Origin of the sequence: Agromyces mangrovi, assembly GCF_030296695.1 — a bacterium.
GTDB lineage: Bacteria > Actinomycetota > Actinomycetes > Actinomycetales > Microbacteriaceae > Agromyces > Agromyces mangrovi.
In genome coordinates this window covers 1076097-1095756 of the sequence record NZ_AP027737.1, presented here as the reverse complement: position 1 = coordinate 1095756, position 19660 = coordinate 1076097, and the positions used below count along the sequence as shown (strand labels likewise).

Genomic DNA, 19660 nt, shown 5'->3' with positions numbered 1-19660 from the left:
GGGTGGGCGCCCTGTCGTCGTTCCGCGAGGGTGCCCGGCGCGGAGCCGGGCATCCGGTTCTGCAAGGAGGGTCGACCGATCTGAGAAGTTTTTCTGTCGGGGTGTTGACGGAAAAATTCGGCGTTGCGAACCTTGCTGTCATGTCGACGACGACCGGAGTCCACGCCCTCGTGAGGCGGACCCACGAGGAGCGGGTGCTCGCAGCCCTCCGCACCCACGGTGCCCTCAGCCGGGGCGAGCTCGCCCGACGGGTCGGGCTCAGCCGTACGACCCTCTCCGAGATCACCGCACAGCTGCTGCAGCGCGGCGCGATCATCGTGGCGGACACCGACGCCGCCACCCGCGCCGGCAGCGGCCGCCCCGCCGAGCGCCTCGCGCTCGACCCCGAGTCGGGCCAGTTCCTCGGCGTCGACTTCGGGCACCGACGCGTGCACGTCGCCGTGGCCGACGCCTCGCACGAGGTCATCGCCCAGGGCGTCGAGCGCTACGCCGACGACACCCCGTGGCCCGACCGCCTCGCGGCCGCGTTCGACGTGATCGACCGCATCAGCAGCGAGACCGGCGTGCACTTCGGCGCGCTCCAGTCGATCGGCATCGGCGTGCCCGGCCCCTACACGGGCGCCGGCGCCGGCAGCCCGGTCGTCAGCTGGAAGGCGCGCCTCGCCCCCGAGGGCGTGGACGCCGCCTTCACCGAGCGGTTCGACGCCCCGGTCATCGTCGACAACAACACGCGGCTCGCGGCGCTCGCCGAGGCGATCAACCGGCCCGACGCGGTCGACAACCTCATCTACCTGCGCCTCTCCGACGGTGTCGGCGGCGGCCTCGTCGTCGCGGGTCGCCTGGTCACCGGCTCGCGCGGGTTCGCCGGCGAGCTCGGCCACGTGACCGCGAACCCGTCGGGCGCACCGTGCCGATGCGGCAAGCGCGGATGCCTCGAGACCATCGCCTCCGTCCCGGCCATCCTCCGCGCGTGCGCGAACACCGGCGCGCACGTAGAGACCCTCGCCGACCTCGCCGAGGCCGTCGCCAAGGGCGACCCGGCCGTCGACACGGTGCTGCGCGAGGTAGGCTCTGCCGTCGGCCGCGTGCTCGGTGCCGCGGCGATGACGCTGAACCCCCGCGAGGTGGTGATCGGCGGCGAGATCGTGCGCATCGCGCCCGTGCTCGTCGAGCAGGCCGCCGCGACCCTCCGCTACGAGCTCTACTCGATCCCGTCGGACCAGCCCCACATCGTCCGCGCCGCGCAGCTCACCGACAGCGACGGTGCCCTGGGCGCCATCGCGGCCATCTTCCACCAGTCCCCCTGCTCGCCGGATACCCCGACCCCGCGGCATCCGCCGAGACCGCACCGCAGCGAAGGAGCGCACAGTGACCGCAACACCGACCAGCACGAGCGAGGTCGCGCCGTGGCGCGGGTGAGCACGATGGACGAGACGCAGAAGACCGTGGCGGATGCCGCCGAGCCGACGCACACCGCGACCGGCACCGAGGATGCGGCCGTCGTCGTCGACGGGCTCCGCACGAGCGCGATCACCTCGGCCGGCGACGACGCGCAGGGCGGCCGCGAGCGCGCCCCGCGGCGCGGCGGGCTCTCGAAGCGCGCGAAGCTGCTGCTCCTGAACGCCGTCTCGATCGTCGGCGGCATCGGCATCTGGTGGATGCTCGCCCTCAACGGCTTCCAGCTGCCGACCCCGCCCGAGGTCATCGAGAAGGCGATCCAGCTCTGGAACGCCGGCATCCTGCAGGAGGACATCCTCGCGAGCCTCGGCCGCGTGCTCGCCGGCTTCCTGCTCGGCTCGGCCGCGGCGATCCCGGTCGGCTTCCTGATGGGCTGGTACACGACCGCCCGGGGCCTGTTCGAGCCGTGGATCCAGTTCTTCCGCACCATTCCGCCGCTCGCGCTGCTGCCGCTCGTGCTCGTGCTGCTCGGCATCGGCGAGATCCCGAAGATCGTCGTCATCTTCCTGGCCGCGTTCCTCGCCTGCGTGATCTCGACGTACCAGGGCGTGGTGAGCGTCGACAAGACCCTCATCAACGCGGCCCGCGTGCTCGGCGCGAAGGACGGCACGATCTTCGTCCGCGTCGTCGTGCCCGCCTCGACGCCCTTCATCCTCGTCGGCATGCGCGTCGGCCTCGGCTCCGCGTGGGCCACGCTCGTCGCCGCCGAACTGCTCGCCGCCCAGGCGGGACTCGGGCGCCGGATGCAGGAGGCGCAGATCTACTACGACCTCGCGACCATCTTCGTGGGCATCGTCCTCATCGGGATCCTCGGACTCGTGATGGACCGCCTGCTGCTGTTCGCCGAGACCAAGCTGACCGGATGGCAGGAACGCCGATGACCACCACGACCCCCACCACCACCGCGAAGATCTCCGTCCGCGAGGTCACGAAGACCTTCCCGCTGAAGGGCGAGGAGTTCGTCGCCCTCGATCGGGTGTCGATCGACATCGCCGACAACGAGTTCGTCACCGTCGTCGGTCCCTCCGGCTGCGGCAAGTCGACGCTCATGAACGTGCTCGCCGGGCTCGAGACCCCGAGCGGGGGCGAGGCGCTCGTCGACGGGAAGTCGGTCTCCGGCCCCGGTCCCGAGCGCGGCGTCATCTTCCAGCAGTACGCGCTGTTCCCGTGGCTGACCGTGCGCAAGAACGTCGAGTTCGGCCTCAAGGTCGCGGGAGTGCCCAAGGCGCAGCGGCGCGAGCGCGCGGAGCACTTCATCGAGATGGTCGGGCTCCAGCAGTTCGCGGATGCCCTGCCGAAGATGCTCTCCGGCGGCATGAAGCAGCGCTGCGCGATCGCCCGCGCCTACGCCGTGAACCCGTCGATCCTGCTCATGGACGAGCCGTTCGGTGCGCTCGACGCGCTCACCCGCGTGCGCCTGCAGGAGCAGCTGCTCGAGACGTGGAGCCAGGAGAAGCGCACCGTCATGTTCATCACGCACGACGTCGACGAGGCCGTCTTCCTCGCCAACCGCGTGATCGTGATGGCCGCCCGCCCGGGTCGCATCTTCGACGTGATCGACGTCGACCTGCCGTACCCGCGCACCGAGGACATGCGCCTCAGCCCCGAGTTCGCCGAACTGCGCAACCGCGTCTGGCACTCCGTCTACCACCAGAACCCCGGCAGCGATGCCGGAACCGCGTCGTCCGCACCGCGGACGGCCTGACACCCGAAGAGGAGCACACCACCACATGAGGACCCACAGCAAGCTCGCCGGCATCGTCGCCGCGGGCGCCGCAGTCGCACTCGCGCTCACCGGATGCGCGTCGAACGCGTCGAGCGGCGACGACACGGCATCCGGCGACGAGATGGAGACCATCACGGTCAACTTCGGCTACATCCCCGACTTCAACGGCACGAGCCTCCTGGCCATCGCCGAGGACCAGGGCTACTGGGAGAAGTACGGCCTCGAGGTCGAGACCCCGTCGTTCACCAACGGCCCGCTGCAGATCCAGGCGCTCGGCACGGGCGACCTCGACTTCGGCTACATCGGGCCGGGCGCCTTCTGGCTGCCCGCCTCGGGCGAGGCGAAGATCGTCGCGATGAACACGCTCGGCCAGTCGGACCGCGTCGTCGGCCAGCCGGGCAACGACACCATCGAGGACCTCCGCGGCAAGACCGTGGCCGTGCCCGAGGGCACGTCGGGCGACATGATCCTCACCCTCGCGCTCGAGCAGGCGGGCATGACCAAGGACGACGTGGAGCTCGTGCCCATGGAGCCGTCGGCGATCGTGTCGGCACTGGCCTCCGGCCAGGTCGAGGGCGCCGGCTTCTGGTACCCCGCCCTGGCGACCGTGAAGGAGCAGGTGCCCGACCTCGTCGAGATCGCGCAGAACTCCGACTTCGAGGACACCGTCGCCTTCCCGACCGCGTTCGTGGCCGGCAACGACGTCGTCGAGAACGAGCCCGAGAAGGTCGAGCGCGTGCTCAAGGCGCTGCGCGACGCCATCACGTTCCGCTACGAGAACCCGGACGAGGCCGTCGCCCTGACCGCCGCGTACAACGCCCTCGACGAGGCCGACGTCGCCGCGGACGCCTCGAACAACAAGGTGCTCTCGCTCGAGGAACTCGACACCCTGACCGAGGACGGCACCGTCGACTCGTGGCTGACCGGCATGGTCGACTACTTCGTCGGCTCGGGCAAGCTCGAGTCCGCGGTCGACACCTCGTTCTACACCGGCGACCTCTTCCTGCAGGCGGGCGAGTAATCCGAATGCCGAGCAACATCCTCTTCCTCATGACCGACCAGCACCGGGCGGACACGCTCGGGGCGTACGGGAACGCGCTGGCCGCGACCCCGGTGCTCGATGAGCTGGCCCGCACGGGCACGCGCTTCGACCGCTGGTACACGCCCACCGCGATCTGCACGCCGGCTCGCGCGAGCCTGCTGACCGGCCAGGCCCCCTTCCGGCACCGCGTGCTCGCCAACCACGAGCGCAACGTCGGGTACCTGGAGGATCTCGACGAGGGCACCTTCACCTTCGTCGAGGCCCTGCGGGCCGAGGGCTACAACACGGGACTCGTCGGCAAGTGGCACGCCGGCACCGAGAAGCAGGCCGCCGACTTCGGCTTCGACGGCCCCGACCTTCCCGGATGGCACAACCCCGTGGAGAACGAGGATTACCTCGGCTACCTGCGCGAGCGGGACCTCCCGCCGTACGCGATCAGCGATCGCATCCGCGGCACCTTGCCGAACGGTGGGCCGGGCAACCTGTTGGCTGCCCGGCTCCACCAGCCGGTGGAGGCCACGTTCGAGCACTACCTCGCCACGCGCACCATCGAGCTGCTGGAGCGCTACGCCGCCGACGGCGAGCGCGACGGCACGCCCTTCTTCCTCGAGCTGAACTTCTTCGGGCCCCACCTGCCGTACATCGTGCCCGACGAGTACTTCGACATGTTCGATCCCGAGGACATCGAGCTGCCGAAGTCGATCTCGGAGACGTTCGAGGGCAAGCCGCCGGTGCAGCGCAACTACAGCGCGCACTGGACCTTCGACACCATGCCGATCGAGGTGACGCGCAAGCTCATCGCGATCTACTGGGGCTACGTCGCCCTGATCGACATGGAGATCGGCCGGGTCATGGAGGCGCTCGAGCGCCTCGGCCTGGTGGACGACACCGCGGTCTTCTTCACGTGCGACCACGGCGAGTTCACCGGCGCCCACCGGCTGCACGACAAGGGGCCGGCGATGTACGAGGACATCTACCGCACACCGGGCATCCTGCGGATCCCGGGTGGGCCGGCCGGGCAGGTGCGAACCGAGTTCGTGAGCCTGCTCGACTGCACCGCCACCATCCTCGACATCGCCGGCCTCGACTCCTCGCCCGCGGTCGATTCGCGCAGCCTCGTGCCGCTCGTGGCGGGGGAACAGGTCGAGTGGGACGCCGACATCGTGTGCGAGTTCCACGGGCACCACTTCCCGTACCCGCAGCGGATGCTCCGCGAGGACCGCTACAAGCTCGTCGTGAACCCCGACTCGGTGAACGAGCTCTACGACCTCGAGCGCGACCCCGACGAGCTGCAGAACGTCTACGCGCACCCCGAGATGGACGCGGTGCGCGGACGCATGATGCAGCGGCTGTACCGCGTGCTGCGCGACCGCGGCGACAAGTTCTACCACTGGATGACCACGATGTACGACGTCGGCGAGGTCGACTACGACCCGACGCAGAGCGGGCTGGACGAGACCACGTACCAGGCCGACGAGCGCGCGGCGGCGGGGCTCGCGCCGGCGGGGGTCGAGGCGACGGATGCCCCGGAGCCGGACGCCGTCGAGGTCCCGGCCGAGCTCGTGGCATCCGACCCCGAACCGGAACGGCGCACCGCATGAGCGACGCCCGCCGCCCGAACATCGTCATGATCCTGACCGACGACCACGGGTCTCAGGCGATCGGGGCGTACGGGTCGCGGCTGAATGCCACGCCGCGCATCGACGAGATCGCGCGCGAGGGCTGGCGCTTCGACCAGTGCTTCGCAACCAACGCGCTGTGCTCGCCGAGCCGGGCGTCGATCCTCACCGGCACCTACAGCCACGTGAACGGCGTCTCGACCCTCGTCACGCCGATCGATGCGAGCCAGCCGACGTTCGTGTCGCAGCTCAAGGCCGCGGGGTACCGTACCGCGATGGTCGGCAAGTGGCACATGGGCGAGGGCGAGGGATCGACGCCCGAGGGCTTCGACTACTGGGACATCCTGATCGGGCACGACGGGCAGGGCGAGTACTGGGACCCGCTGTTCCTGTCGGCCGACGGCGAGCGCATCGCCGAGGGGTATGCGACGGATGTCATCACCGACCTGGCCCTCGACTGGGTCGAGCGCCTGCCCGGCGACGACCCGTGGTGCGTGCTGATCTACCACAAGGCCCCGCATCGGCCGTGGGAGCCGAAGCCCGAGCACGCCGAGCGGTTCCGCGACACCCTGCCCGTGCCCGAGACGTTCTGGGACGACTACGCCACGCGTTCATCGTCGACCCGGCGTGCGCTCATGCGCCTGGCGGACAACCTCAACGAGGAGGACCTCAAGGTCGCGCCGCCCGAGGGGCTGACGTACGAGGAGACCGCGCTCTGGAAGTACCAGCGCTTCATGGAGGACTACCTCGCCTGCGTGGCATCCGTCGACGACAACGTCGGCCGGGTGATCGACTGGCTGCGCGAGCGCGGCGAGTTCGACGACACGTTGCTCATGTACGCGAGCGACCAGGGGTTCTTCCTCGGCGAACACGGCTGGTTCGACAAGCGGTTCATGTACGAGGAGTCGCTGCGGATGCCGCTCGTCGTGAGCTACCCGCGGCGGCTGCCCGCCGGGCGCGTGCACGACGGCATCGTGACGAACGTCGACTTCGCGCAGACGGTGCTCGACGCCGCGGGGGTGTCGCACCACTCGCGCATGCAGGGGCGCAGCTTCTGGGGCGACCTCGTGGGCGAGCCCTCGTCGCCGCCCGCCTCGGGCATGTACTACCGCTACTGGGAGCACGACGACGGGTTCCACCACGCGCCCGCCCACTACGGATATCGCACCGAGCGGTACAAGCTCGTCTACTACTACAACGACGGGCTCGGGCTGCCCGGCACTGGGCCGTTCACGTATCCGCCGGAGTGGGAGCTGTACGACCTCGAGGCCGACCCGGCCGAACTGCGGAACGTGGCGCACGACCCGTCGTACGCGGCCGTGCGCGAGGAGCTCGCGGCGGCGATGTGGCGGGAGCAGGAGCGGCTCGGGGATGCGCCGCACCCGAGCCAGCCGCGGCCGGCGGGCGTGGAGGCGGGGGCGACGGCCGGCTGACTCGCGGGCCCTCGCGGGGCGACGGTGGGCACGCCGGGGAGAAGTCCTGCATCGATGCGGCGGACGCCCTAGCATCGACGTACGCGGGTTCCCGCCCGCGGCAGCATCCGCCCCCACCACCGAGAGACCCGACCGAACGTCGCCCGACGCACGCAGCGCACCCTGGAGCCCGGTTGACCATGCCCGCCGAAGAGGAGCCCATCGCGCTCTTCCGCACGCCCGACGGGTCGGGTGCGCAGGTGCCGCGCAACGGGCAGGGCGGGCACGCCGGCCGCAACGGGCAGGGCGATGCGCGCGTCGTGGGGCTGCACGGGCGGCGCGTCGAGCCGGCACCCTCGCCTGACGACGGACCCGCCTACTACCTCTGCTCGAGCGAGCCCGACGGGGCGTTCGAGTCGATCGTCGTCGCGACGGGGTCGGGGGAGCGGCGCCGCTTCTTCACGACGCGCGACGGCGTGCGCATGACCGAGATCGACGAGGCCGCTTTCGCGTGGCTGAGCGACGGCGAATCGACGTCGATGCTCGAGATCGACGAGCGCGAACTCGCCGCGGTCGAGACCGAGCTGCGGTTCGGGCGGCCGGTGCGCGGGCGCGATCCGGTGGCCGAGTCGGGGGTGCCGAAGGGCGAGCGGATGCCTCCGAGCCGTCGCCCGCCGACGTCCCGACCGTGCCCATCGCGACGGTGTCGCGCTCGCACGCGCGGGCCGACGCCGCGCCTCCGGCGCCCGTGCCGCCGCCACCGCCGCCGGTTGCGCCGGGCGCAGCTGCGCCGGCCGCGAACGTCGCCGAGCCTGCGGTTGAGGAGCCGGGCGCGGCGGAGCCGGATGCTGCCGACGAGACCGTTGAGACCGATGCCGACGAGCAGGCCGTCGCGACGGACACGACCACGGCGACCCGACCTGCGCCGGATGCGGGCGAGGTGCAGCCGGAGGCATCCGCCCCGCTCTCATCTGAGGTGGAGGCGCCGGTGCCCGCGGAGCACCACCACCACGCGGCGCCGACCACGTCGATGTCGCCGATCGAGGCGACGGCGCAGGTGCAGCTCGCGAAGGGCATCGCGTTCGTCGCGCATCGCGAGCGGCTCGATCGGAGCGGGACGCCGTTCATCGATCATCCGGGGCGGGTGGCCGAGCGGTTCGATCCGCTGCTCGAGCCGATCGAGTCGGCCGCGGCGTGGCTGCACGACGTGCTCGAGGACACGCCGATCTCGGAGCGTGAGCTGTTCGAGGCGGGCGTGCTGCCCGAGATCATCGAGGTCGTGGTGCTGCTGACGCGCACGCCCGACGTGACGCCCGACGAGTACTACGCGAAGATCCGGGAGCATCCGGTGGCGCGGCGCGTGAAGCTCGCCGACATCGACGACAACACCGCCGCCTGGCGCACCCGGCGTCTCGACTTCGACATGCAGACGCGCATGGCGCGCAAGTACCGGCACGCGCGGGAGGCGCTCGGGGCGGAGTAGGCGGGCTGGGGCGCTCGCGCGGTGCAGCGCGTCGAATGCGTCGCCGGCGTGGACTGCTCGGGTCGCTTCGCTGTCGCGAAAGCATGCGGATCTGCACGTTGGCGGCGAATACATGCAGACACGCCGGGGTCGGCGAACGATTGCATGTATTCGCGAGGTGCGCGAGGGGCGCGAGGTGTGTGGGCTGCGTGGGCCGAACTCGGGATCAGAGGCGCGCCCGGCGATTCGCTAGACGGCGTAGCCGGGCGAGCGGCGGATGCCCGGGATGCCGAGCCAGCGCTCGACGGTGCGGCGGGCGGTCGTGCCCGCGGGGAGCACGGGGGTGCGGGCCGGGCGCTCGGGCGTCGCACGGTGGCGGCCGCGCTCGGTGTAGGTGCGACCGCCGCGGGTGGCGGCGAGGTGGTCGCGCGCGGAGACCGGTGCGGTCTCGGGCCGGTGCTCGGTCGGCAGGTCGGTGGTGAGGGGACGGCGGGGTGTCGCTGTGGCGGTGCTGTCAGCGGTGCGGCTCGTGGTGCGGCTCGCGGGTGCGGTGCGGGCGAGCTGGCGAACGGATGCTGCGGACATGGTGCTTCCCCCTGGGTCGGTGCGACTGCGATGGTGCGACTGCGTTGGTGCCGGGCCGGCGCGCTCGTGCGGTGTTGCTGCTGCGGTTCCGCTCGGTTCGCCGGGGCCTCGACCCCAGTCTTCGCCGATGGCGGGGGAGGCGCGTCGGGAGCAGCGCGGGAGCGAGGTGGGGGACAGCACTGAGTCCTCCACAGGTCGCCGGATCGGGGCGATCGGGACCGGGCGCTCGTGGGGTGTTCACGATCCCGCCAGATGGTGTAGAAACCAACGCTGACCTGCGATTCGATGCGCGAAGGAGTGTCGGTGGGCACTGTCATGATGCAGGTATGGAGGAAGTCCGCGAGGTGCTCGACGAGGCCCGGGCCGTGCTGGCCGCGGGGCTCGACTTCGACGCGCCCGCGCGACTCCGCGATGACGACCTGCTTGCGCTCGCCGGCGAGGTCGAGGTGCTTCGACGCGTGGTCGACGGGTTCGCGACCGTGGTCGCCGGCGAGGTCGCGGAGCGGTCGCGTATCGAGCTCGGCTCGGGTCGCCTGTCGGCGCGCAAGGGCTGCCGCACGGTGGCCGAGCTGCTCGAGCGCGTGACGCAGGTGTCGGGCGCAGAGGCTCGGCGGCGCGTGCTCGTGGGCTCGGCGATCCGCGAGCGCGAGGGCCTCGCGGGGCATCCGGACGCTGCGGAGTTCCCGGTGCTCGCGGAGGCGGTGCGGGCGGGGGAGATCGGGGCGGATGCCGCGCACGTCGTCGTGCGCGAGCTTGCGCGACCCCGTCGCGTCGCGGCCGCCGAGCACGGGGAGGCCGCCGAGCGGTCGCTGGTCGACGAGGCGACTGGCGTGGGCGACGGCGCGCCGATCCGCGCGACCGCCGACGAGCTGCGCACGCAGGCGCAGGCGTGGGCCGCGTTCCTCGACCAGGACGGCGACGAGCCGGCCGACGACCGGGCCGTGCGCCGCCGCGGCGTTCGGCTCGGCCGGGCGCGCGACGGGCTGGTCACGCTGAGCGGCGACCTGCTGCCCGAGGTCGCTGCCGGGCTCGGTCGCCTGTTCGACGCGCACCTCGCACCGCGCTCGGGCGGCGGGTTCCTCACCGCCGAGGAGCGCGCCGACTGGGAGCACCAGGCCGAGGTGCGCACGCCCGACCAGCAGCGGCACGACGTGCTCGCCACGATCGTCGACGTCGCGGCGCGCTCGGCCGACGGTCCGAGCATCGGCGGTGCGCCGCCGACGGTGGTGGTGAGCGTCCGGGCATCCGACCTCGAATCTTCGACCGGTCACGCGAACGCCGACGGCATCGACGTGCCGGTGTCGCTGCGGGCGGCGCGGCGCATGATCTGCACCGGCGGCATCCAGACCGTCGTGCTCGACGACGACGGCCGCGTGATGCAGCTCGGCTCGCCCGAGCGGTGCTTCACCCCGCACCAGCGTCGCGCCATCACGCTGCGCGACGGCGGCTGCCTCATTCCCGGCTGCTCGGTGCCGGCCTCGTGGTGCGAGGTGCACCACGTCGTGCCCGATGTCGCCGGCGGGCCCACGCACCCCGACAACGGCGTGCTGCTGTGCTGGTTCCACCACCGCACGATCGAGACGTCGGGGTGGGGCATCCGCATGCAGCGCGGATCGCCGCAGATCCGCCCGCCGAGGTGGCTCGACCCCGGCGGCGGGTGGCGTGCGGCGACCCGGTCGCCGACCCGGCTGGCCGACCGGGTGGAGCAGCGGCGGAGGCAGCCGATGCTCGTGTAGGAGTGCGCGGTGCGTGGGTGCTCTTCCGACCTCCGTGAGGCGTGTGGCCTGCGGGCGCGTGTGCGTCCTCGGGGAGGCGGGGTCCCGACGCTCCGGCGCGCCCGGATGCAAGACTGGCGCATGGCCAGGAACTGGACCCCGCTCGCCCTCGTCTACCTCGCGCTCTCCATCGCCGGCCTCATCGGCACGTGGACGTTCAACGCGCTCGCGATCGTGCAGCTGCGCGACTTCTTCGGCGACTGGTTCGGTTCGGGCCCTGCCGTCTCGTCCCTGACGGTCGACCTGCTCGTCGTCGCCGTTGCCGGCAGCGTGCTCATCATCGTCGAGGCCCGCCGCCTCGGCATGCGGTTCGCCTGGCTCTACGTCGTCGGCTCCGCGCTCACGGCGTTCGCCTTCACGTTCCCGCTCTTCCTCGCCATGCGCGAGCGCCGCCTGGCGCAGCGCCGGCTCGCGGCCGCGGGGGATGCGCCCGGCCGCACCGCGCCCGGGGACACTGACCCCGGCCCCACCGCGCCGGGGAACACCGCGCCCGGGAACACCGAGCCGCACGGATAGGCTCGCATGCATGGCGAGCGCGGCACCCGACGACTGGAGCTTCCCCCGCCTGCACGACGGCCAGCGCGCGATCCTGCTCGACGTGCTGATCCACGGCGAACGCTCCCGCGCCGAGCTCGCCCGCCGCAACGCGCTGTCCCGCGCCAGCCTCGCCCGACTCACCCGTGAACTCGTCGAGTTCGGCTTCGTCGAGGAGGTCGCACCCGCCACACCGCCGAACGGTCGCGGTCGACCGTCGGAGATGCTCCGCATCCGACCCGAATCGGCGCACTTCGTGGGCGTCAAGCTCACGGGCGAGGCACTCTACGCCGCGATCACGAACCTGCACGCCGAGGTGATCGTCACCGAGGAGCATCCGCTCGCCTCGAAGGAGGTCGACGACGTCGTCGCGTTGATCGCCGACGTCGTGACCCGCGCCCGCACCGCCCACCCGCGCCTCTCGGCGGTCGGCGTGTGCCTCGCGGGCGACGTGCACCTCGAGCACGGCGCCGCGGTCGTCGTCGGGTCGCACTTCCTCGGCTGGGACCAGGTGCCGCTCGAGGCCCTCGTGCAGCAGGCGACCGGGCTGCCCGCCACCATCTCCAACGACGTGCAGGCGCTCACGCTCGCGCACCACTGGTTCGGCGCCGGCATCGGACTCGGCACGCTGGCCGTCATCGGCCTCGGTGCCGGCATCGGAGCGGGCCTGGTCGTCAACGACGAACTCGTGCGCGGCTCGCGCGGCCACCCCGGCAAGGTCGGCCACCTCCGGGTGACCGAGTCCGGTCCGTCGTGCGACCGCGGGCACGTCGGCTGCGCGAGCGCGTACGTGACGATCCCCGCGCTGATCCGCAACTCGGGCATCGAGGGGTTCTGGGAGACCATCGACGCGGCACAGGCGGGCGAACCGCGGGCGGCCGAGGCGGTCGCGGGCGCCGCCCGGGCGCTCGGCATCGTGATCGCCCAGATCGCGAACCTGATCGATCCGCAGAAGGTGATCGTGAGCGGTGAGGGCCGCGAGGTGGCGAACGTCGACCGCGCGCACCTCGACGCCGTGGTCGCCGAGTACCTCGACCCCGCGATGGAGCCGTTCGAGCTCGACGTGCACGACTTCCGCTTCGCCGACTACGCGTGGGGCGCGGCGATCAGCGCGATCCGCCGGGTGGCCTGAGCGTTCACAGCCGCGACGGCACCCACTCGGCCTGCTTCAGCCACTGCGCGGTCTGGCCGCCCTCGTGCCCGTTGAACGCGTAGACGACGAGCTCGCGGTCGTCGCTGCGCAGCGCGTTGTACGAGGCGAACACCGTCGACGGCAGCACGATGTCGTCCATGAGCGCCACCGAGTAGAGCGCCGGCATGCTGATGCGCCGTGCGAAGTTCACGCCGTCGAAGTACGAGAGCGTCTCGAACACCTGCTCGTCGGTGCCGCGGTGCACGGCGAGGAAGCGCACGAGCTCGGTGAACGGCTCGCGCGGCGTGAGCTCGGTCGACCGGCGGAAGTCGGCGAGGAACGGCACGTCGGGCATGACGGCGCGTGGCACGTCCGACAGGGCCGCCGCAGCGACCGCGATGCCGCCGCCCTGGCTGCCGCCGGTCACGGCGATGCGGTCGCGGTCGACACCGGGCAGGCCGGCGACCACATCCAGCAGGCGCACCGCGTCGGTGTAGACGCGGCGGTAGTAGTAGTCGTCGCGGTCGAGGATGCCGCGCGTCATGAAGCCTGCGACCGCCGGGCCCGAGCCGTGCGGGTCGGGCGTGTGCCCGCCCGAGCCCCAGCCACTGCCCTGGCCGCGGGTGTCCATGATGACGTGCACGTACCCGGCGGCAGCCCAGAACAGCTTCTCGCCGATCATGCCGCGCCCGCCGTTGTAGCCGACGTACTCGACGATGGCCGGGAGTTCGCCGGTCGCGCCGGTGGGGCGTACGATCCATGCCCGGATCGGATCACCACCGAACCCGGGAAAGGTCAGATCTTCGATGCGCACGGCCTGGAACGGGGAGTCGACCTCGACGGTCGAGGCCTGCACGGAGTCGTCACCGAGGGCCCGCGCCCCGGCGAGCGTCCCTTCCCAGAATGCGTCGAAGTCGGCTGGATCCGGGACGTTCGCCCGGTACTCGCGGAGCTGGTCGAGAGGGAGGTCGGTGAGTGCCATGGCGGGGAATCATCCAATGTCTTGCGAATCAGGGGTTGACTTTTTGTTTCGAAGAGCGACAAAATAGCGACGAACGTCAGACTACTCGCCCGAGACGCAGTCTGGCATCGCACCACGGGGAACAGGTCGCGCCGCGATCTTTCCGACAACGTCGTCTGGAAAGGACACACGAGATGAGACTCACCACGCGCACAGCACGCGTCGCGGCCATGGCACTGGCCGGTGCCTTCGCCGTCACCGGCCTCGCGGCCTGCTCGACGAGCGACGACGGCGGAAGCGCCGCCGCCGACGGCGAGCCGGTCGAGATCGACTTCTGGGGCTGGGTGCCCGGCCTCGAGGACCTGGTCGCCCAGTGGAACGACGAGAACCCCGACATCCAGGTCTCGTTCCACCGCATGACCGGTGACGACGGCCAGAAGGTCGAGGCGGCGGTCGACGCCGGCGCCGGCCCCGACCTCGTGCAGCTCAGCACCCACAACCTGCCCGACTACGTGATCGCCGGCCGCGTGCAGGACATTACCGAGTACGTCGCCGACGACGAGTCGAACTACACCGCGAGCTCGTGGGCCTCCGTCAGCTTCGACGGCCAGATCTACGGCGTGCCGCAGGGCATCGGCCCGGCCGCCACCATGTACCGCACCGACATCCTCGACGAGTACGGCATCGAGATGCCGACCACCTGGGACGAGTACGTCGACGCCGCGCGCGAGCTGCACGAGGCGAACCCCGACGTGTACATCGCGAACATGTCGCCGAGCGAGATCGGCCAGTGGTCGCAGGAGATCCAGCAGGCCGAGTCGAGCTGGTACGGCATCGACGGCGACAGCTGGACCGTGGGCGTGAACGACGCCGGCAGTCAGCTCGTCGCCGAGCGCTGGCAGACCCTCCTCGACGAGGGCCTGGTGACGACCGAGCAGGTCTGGACCCCCGAGTACTGGGCGCTCGTGAACAACGGCACCATCGCCACGGTCACCTACGCGGCCTGGTTCCCGAGCCTGCTCGCCGAGAACGCGGCCGACACCTCCGGTCAGTGGGCGATCGCTCCGATGCCGAAGAACGCCGGCTCCGACAACTCCGGCGACTCCGGCGGCGCGGCGGTCGTCGTGCTCGCGGGCGCCGAGAACCCCGGTGCGGCGGCCGAGTTCGCCAGCTGGCTGAACGGGTCGGATGACACGCAGGAGGCGCTCATCACGGTCGGCGGCCTCTTCCCGTCGACCGTCAACGGACTGGCATCCGAGGCCCTGCTCACCGAGTCGGAGTTCTACGGCGGCCAGGTCATCAACGAGGTGTTCATCGAGTCGGCCGAGCAGACGCCCGCGACCTGGGTCGACGGACCGAACTACGGCACCGCGCAGACCGCGATCACCGACGAGTTCGCCAAGGTCGTCAACGGCGACCTGACGTTCCTCGAGGCGCTCGACAACGCCCAGGCGATCACGGTCGCGGACCTCGAGGACCGCGGCCTCAACGTGAGCGAGTGACGAGCGGCTCCATGACCGCAGTCACTGCTCGTCCCACGGCTTCCCGGCGCCGCTTCAACGGCGCCGGGAAGCCCTGGGTGCCCTATCTCTTCGTCGCACCGTTCGTGCTGCTGTTCCTGGTGTTCCTCGTCTCGCCGATCATCGTGGCGGTCTGGAACAGCCTGTTCTCGCAGCAGTCGAGCGGCCTCGGCTTCGGCGGCACGACCACCGCATTCGTCGGCCTCGACAACTTCGCCCGCGCGCTGTCCGACCAGGACTTCCTGGTGAGCTTCGGCCGGGTCGCCCTCTACGGCCTCGTGCAGGTGCCGGTGATGATGTTCATCGCCGCGACCCTCGCGCTCCTCTTCGACAGCGCGCTCGTGCGCGGCCGACGGTTCTTCCAGTTCGCGGCGTTCCTGCCGTACGCGGTGCCCGGCGTGATCGCCGCGCTCCTCTGGGGGTTCCTCTACCAGCCGTCGGTGAGCCCGCTCATCCAGGCCCTGTCGAGCATCGGCGTCGACGCGAACCTCCTCGCACCCGGCACCGTGCTCTGGTCGATCGCCAACGTCAGCATCTGGTCGTACACCGGCATCAACATGATCATCATGTTCGCCGCGCTCCAGGCGATCCCGCGCGAGATCTACGAGGCCGCCCGCATCGACGGCGCGAGCGACCTGCGCATCGCGGTCGGCATCAAGCTGCCGATGATCGCGCCCGCCGTGCTGCTCACGACGCTCTCGTCGATCATCGGCACGCTCCAGCTGTTCAACGAGCCGCAGGTGCTGAAGAACGTCACCGCGAACATCTCCAGCGACTACACGCCGAACATGGCGATCTACGCGGCATCCACCCTCGGCAAGGACCCGAACCTCGCGTCGGCGATGGCCGTCATCCTGGGCGTCGCGACGCTGATCGTCTCGGTCATCGTCCTGCGCCTGAACAACCGCACCACGAAGCGAGCGAGCGATGGCCTCTGACACCCTCTCCGTGACCGCGGCGACGACGATGCCGGATGCCCCCGAGCCGGGCGCCGCACCTCGCGCACCGAAGCCGCCCAAGCGCCCGCGCGGCGCCACCACGTTCGTGAACGGCGACCGCGTGAGCCGCGTCGGCATGGTCATCACGACCGCCGCCCTGCTCATCCCGACCGCGTACTTCCTCGTGCCCGTGCTCTGGCTCGTCGTCGCGTCGACCAAGTCGACCGGTGACCTGTTCTCGACGCCCGGGTTCGCGTTCGCCGACTTCCACCTCTGGGACAACCTGGTCGAGCTCAGCACGTACGACGACGGCATCTACTGGCGCTGGGCGTTCAACTCGGTGATCTACTCGGTCATCGGCTCGGCCCTCACCGCGTTCGTCTGCGCGCTGACCGGGTACGCGCTCGCCGTGTACCGGTTCCGCGGCCGCAACGTGCTCATCGGCATCGTGCTCGGCAGCATGCTCATCCCGGGCACCGTCATCGCGCAGCCGACCTACGTGCTGCTCGTGAACCTCGGCTTGAACAACACCTACTGGGGCATCCTGCTGCCGGCGCTGGTGTTCCCGTTCGGCGTGCTGCTGTCGTTCATCTACGCGCAGTCGTCGGTGCCGATCGAGCTCATCGAGGCGGCCCGGCTCGACGGTGCGGGCGAGTTCCGCATCTTCGCCGGCATGGGCCTGCGCCTCATGTCGACCGGCCTGGTGACGGTGCTGCTGTTCGCGTTCCTCGGCAGCTGGAACAGCTACCTCCTGCCGCTGCTGGTGCTCACCGACCAGGAGCTCATGCCGCTCACGGTCGGCCTCACCGGCTGGAGCCAGGCGTCGATCACCATCCCGGGCCTGCAGGTCCTGACCGTCGTCGGCTCGCTGGTCTCGGTCATCCCGATCGCGATCGTGTTCCTGTCGCTCCAGCGCTACTGGAAGTCGGGCCTCACGGCCGGCGGCGTGCGCGGCTGAGACGGGGGAACGCGATGGGTGAGCTGCGCTACGACGCACCGGCCGAGCGGTGGGTGGAATGCCTGCCGCTCGGCAACGGGCGCCTCGGCGCGATGGTCGACGGCGCGCTGCCGGCCATGACGTTCCACCTGAACGACGGCACCGCCTGGTCGGGGTCGCCCGCCAGCGAACTGCGCGACGCACCCGACGCGGCCGCGGCGGCCGACGCGCTCGCCCGGTCGCGGGCGGCGCTCGCTGCCGGTGACGTGCGCGCCGCCGAGGACGCGGTGCGCGGACTGCAGTCGCGCTACTCGCAGGCGTTCCTGCCGTTCGCCGATCTGGTGCTCGAGATCGGCGGGGCGGATGCGACGGGGCCGGGGGCCGGGGGACAGGCGCGGCGGGTGCGGGGGTGTCGGGGGCGGATGCCTCCGGCGCATCGCCCGCACCCGCCGGCCGTGCGGCGTACCGGCGCCTGCTCGACCTGCGTGCCGGGGTGCACGAGGTGCGCGCGGGCGCGCTCACCGTGTCGTCGTTCGCCTCCGGTGTCGACGGAGTGCTCGTCATCGTGGTCGACGGGGCCGATCCTGCTCTGCTCGCCGCCACCTCGGTCGCACTCGACTCGCAGCTGCGCGTGCTCGCACGGACGGAGCAGGGCGACGAACAGGTGCTGCTGCTTCGCATGCCGTCGGACGTGGCGCCCGGCCACGAGCCCGACCTGCCCGCCGCCGAGTGGGATGACGCCCCCGGCGCCGCGCTCGAGGGCGCCCTCGTCACCCGCCGCATCGACGCCGGCCACCGGGTCGCCTGGCTCGTCGCGACCGAGACCACGTACACGGCGCCCGGCCGTGCGCCCGTCGGCGACGCGGCATCCGCCGCCGACCGCGCCCGCGCGCGCATCGCCCTTGCCGCAGCCCACGGCCTCGACGCCCTGCGCGATCGGCACGAGGCCGAGCACCGTGCCGCGATGGACCGCGTGCGCATCGACCTCGGCGACGAGCCCGCGGGCGAACTCGCCACCGACGCACGGCTGCGCGCCGCCGCATCCGCTCCCGAGGGCGCCCTCGCCCACGACCCCGCCCTCGCCGCCCTCGTCGTCGAGTACGGGCGGTACCTGCTCTGGTCGAGCGCCCGGCCCGGCGGCCTGCCACCGAACCTGCAGGGCATCTGGAACGCCGAGCTGCGCCCGCCGTGGAGCTCGAACTACACGGTCAACATCAACACCGAGATGAACCACTGGGCCTCCTTCACGGCGGCCCTCCCCGAGACCGCCGCCCCGCTGCGCGACTTCGTGCGCGCCCTCGCGGAGCGAGCCGTCGACGCAACGCGCCGGCTCTACGACGCACCGGGCTGGACCGTGCACCACAACACCGACGCGTGGGGCTTCGCGGCCCCGGCCGGTCGCGGCGGCGCGGACCCGCGCTGGGCCGCCTGGCCGATGGGCGGCGCCTGGCTCGCACGGCACCTCTGGGAGCCGGTGGCCTTCGGCGCGGCATCCGATGCCGAGCTCGCGGAGTCGTGGCCCGCGATCCGGGGCGCCGCCGAGTTCGCGCTGCACTGGCACCACCGCGACGCACGCGGCGACTGGTCGACGGCACCCTCGACCTCGCCCGAGAACGCGTACCTCGCCGCCGACGGTGCGCCCGCGGCGCTCGACCGCGCGTCGGCCATGGACCTCGCGCTGCTGCGCGACCTCTTCGAGATCGTGGTGGCCGCGGCCGACCGGCTCGGCCTCGTCGACGACCCGGTCGCCGTCGACGCGCACGACCGGCTCGCCGTGCTGCCCGACGCCCCCGCGATCGACGACGAGGGCCGCCTGCGCGAGTGGTCGGAGGCGCGCACCGAGGAGGATCCGCACCACCGGCACGTGAGCCACCTGTACGGCCTGTACCCGGGCGCGGGCGCCTGGGACGACGCCCACCGCGCCGCCGCGGCGGTCACGCTGGAACGCCGCGGCGACGAGTCGACCGGGTGGTCGCTCGCCTGGAAGCTCGCGCTCTGGGCGCGACTCGGCCGCGGCGACAAGGTCGGAGACCTGCTCGAGCTGCTGCTGCGCCCCGCCGACGACGTGACCGGCGAGTGGGCGGGCGGGCTCTACCCGAACCTCCTGGCTGCGCATCCGCCGTTCCAGATCGACGGCAACCTCGGCGCGGTCGCCGGCGTGCTCGAGGCGCTGGTGCAGAGCCACGACGGATGCATCGAGCTGCTGCCCGCCCTGCCGCCCGCGCTCGCCCACGGCAGCGTCCGCGGCGTGGTCGCGCGGCCCGGCATCGAGGTCGACGTCGACTGGGCGCACGGCGAGCTGGTGCGCGCGACCGTCCGGGCCCACCGCGGGGCGGCGGGCGTGTGCATCATCCGTCACCGGGGCATCGCGCGCAGCGTGCGACTGCGCGACGGCGAGGCCGTGCGCCTCGAGGCCACTGCGTTCGGCGGCGCTCCGTTCGCGCCCGAGCGGACGCACGTGGGCTCAGCGGCATCCGCCCCGCCCTGACCCCGCCGCAGCGACTCTCCCCGCCGCTCGCCGACGCCGCACCCCGGCAGCCGCACCCGGCACCCGCACCC

Annotated in this window: 16 protein-coding genes and 1 pseudogene; 14 read left to right on the top strand and 3 right to left on the bottom strand. The window is 71.8% G+C overall.

The features are described from left to right. Window positions 1-194: 194 nt before the first annotated feature. The 5 genes from QUE38_RS05205 to QUE38_RS05185 are packed head-to-tail and all read left to right on the top strand — an operon-like array spanning window position 195 to window position 7278. Entirely contained in the window at window positions 195-2339 is a 2145-nt protein-coding gene (locus QUE38_RS05205) for an ROK family protein (protein ID WP_286310544.1), read from the top strand. Beyond that, a complete protein-coding gene (locus QUE38_RS05200) occupies window positions 2336-3163 on the top strand; it encodes an ABC transporter ATP-binding protein (protein ID WP_286310543.1) in 828 nt (275 codons plus the stop codon). The genes QUE38_RS05205 and QUE38_RS05200 overlap by 4 nt, the downstream gene beginning before the upstream one ends. 25 nt (window positions 3164-3188) lie before the next feature. Then, complete coding sequence (locus QUE38_RS05195; protein ID WP_286310542.1) at window positions 3189-4205, top strand: aliphatic sulfonate ABC transporter substrate-binding protein; 1017 nt, start codon at window positions 3189-3191, stop codon at window positions 4203-4205. A gap of 5 nt (window positions 4206-4210) precedes the next feature. Then, window positions 4211-5827 carry a sulfatase-like hydrolase/transferase gene (locus QUE38_RS05190; RefSeq protein ID WP_286310541.1) on the top strand — a complete coding sequence of 539 codons (1617 nt, stop codon included), beginning with the start codon at window positions 4211-4213 and terminating at the stop codon, window positions 5825-5827. Beyond that, entirely contained in the window at window positions 5824-7278 is a 1455-nt protein-coding gene (locus tag QUE38_RS05185; protein ID WP_286310540.1) for a sulfatase family protein, read from the top strand. The genes QUE38_RS05190 and QUE38_RS05185 overlap by 4 nt, the downstream gene beginning before the upstream one ends. 358 nt (window positions 7279-7636) lie before the next feature. Here QUE38_RS05185 and QUE38_RS05180 read toward each other — a convergent pair whose 3' ends face one another. Beyond that, window positions 7637-7975, bottom strand: coding sequence for a hypothetical protein (locus QUE38_RS05180; RefSeq protein ID WP_286310539.1), 339 nt, complete (start codon window positions 7973-7975; stop codon window positions 7637-7639). On the opposite strand from QUE38_RS05180, the gene QUE38_RS05175 reads away from it, so the two are divergent. After that, on the top strand, window positions 7961-8740 hold the full coding sequence (locus QUE38_RS05175; protein WP_286310538.1) for a hypothetical protein: 780 nt from the start codon (window positions 7961-7963) through the stop codon (window positions 8738-8740). The two genes, QUE38_RS05180 and QUE38_RS05175, sit on opposite strands and share 15 nt — an antisense overlap. A gap of 228 nt (window positions 8741-8968) precedes the next feature. Here the strand turns inward: QUE38_RS05175 and QUE38_RS05170 are convergent, their stop codons facing one another. Beyond that, complete coding sequence (locus QUE38_RS05170; RefSeq protein ID WP_286310537.1) at window positions 8969-9304, bottom strand: hypothetical protein; 336 nt, start codon at window positions 9302-9304, stop codon at window positions 8969-8971. Between the two features lie 326 nt (window positions 9305-9630). Here QUE38_RS05170 and QUE38_RS05165 point away from each other — a divergent pair, with 326 nt between their 5' ends. From QUE38_RS05165 to QUE38_RS05155, 3 genes are all read left to right on the top strand, one after another. Beyond that, window positions 9631-11040, top strand: a complete 1410-nt coding sequence (locus QUE38_RS05165; protein ID WP_286310536.1) for an HNH endonuclease signature motif containing protein — start codon at window positions 9631-9633, stop codon at window positions 11038-11040. A gap of 120 nt (window positions 11041-11160) precedes the next feature. Beyond that, the gene (locus tag QUE38_RS05160; RefSeq protein WP_350227564.1) at window positions 11161-11595 is read left to right on the top strand and encodes a DUF2834 domain-containing protein; all 435 of its coding nucleotides are present in this window, start codon (window positions 11161-11163) and stop codon (window positions 11593-11595) included. Window positions 11596-11605: 10 nt separating this feature from the next. Next, window positions 11606-12745: an ROK family transcriptional regulator gene (locus QUE38_RS05155; RefSeq protein ID WP_286310535.1), complete on the top strand. Its 1140-nt coding sequence runs from the start codon at window positions 11606-11608 to the stop codon at window positions 12743-12745. A gap of 4 nt (window positions 12746-12749) precedes the next feature. On the opposite strand, the gene QUE38_RS05150 is transcribed toward QUE38_RS05155, so the two are convergent. After that, complete coding sequence (locus tag QUE38_RS05150) at window positions 12750-13727, bottom strand: acetylxylan esterase (protein ID WP_286310534.1); 978 nt, start codon at window positions 13725-13727, stop codon at window positions 12750-12752. 173 nt (window positions 13728-13900) lie between these two features. Here QUE38_RS05150 and QUE38_RS05145 point away from each other — a divergent pair, with 173 nt between their 5' ends. The 5 genes and pseudogenes from QUE38_RS05145 to QUE38_RS05130 all read left to right on the top strand — a co-directional run bounded on the left by QUE38_RS05145 (window position 13901) and on the right by QUE38_RS05130 (window position 19589). After that, complete coding sequence (locus QUE38_RS05145; protein WP_286310533.1) at window positions 13901-15208, top strand: ABC transporter substrate-binding protein; 1308 nt, start codon at window positions 13901-13903, stop codon at window positions 15206-15208. A gap of 11 nt (window positions 15209-15219) precedes the next feature. Beyond that, a complete protein-coding gene (locus QUE38_RS05140) occupies window positions 15220-16164 on the top strand; it encodes a carbohydrate ABC transporter permease (protein ID WP_286310532.1) in 945 nt (314 codons plus the stop codon). Further along, window positions 16154-17122, top strand: a complete 969-nt coding sequence (locus tag QUE38_RS05135; protein ID WP_286310531.1) for a carbohydrate ABC transporter permease — start codon at window positions 16154-16156, stop codon at window positions 17120-17122. Before QUE38_RS05140 ends, QUE38_RS05135 begins: the two co-directional genes overlap by 11 nt. A gap of 14 nt (window positions 17123-17136) precedes the next feature. Beyond that, window positions 17137-17448, top strand: a pseudogene (locus QUE38_RS17445) (glycoside hydrolase N-terminal domain-containing protein); the annotation flags it as partial. A 62-nt stretch (window positions 17449-17510) separates the two neighbouring features. After that, window positions 17511-19589: a glycosyl hydrolase family 95 catalytic domain-containing protein gene (locus QUE38_RS05130; protein WP_286310530.1), complete on the top strand. Its 2079-nt coding sequence runs from the start codon at window positions 17511-17513 to the stop codon at window positions 19587-19589. Window positions 19590-19660 lie beyond the last annotated feature (71 nt).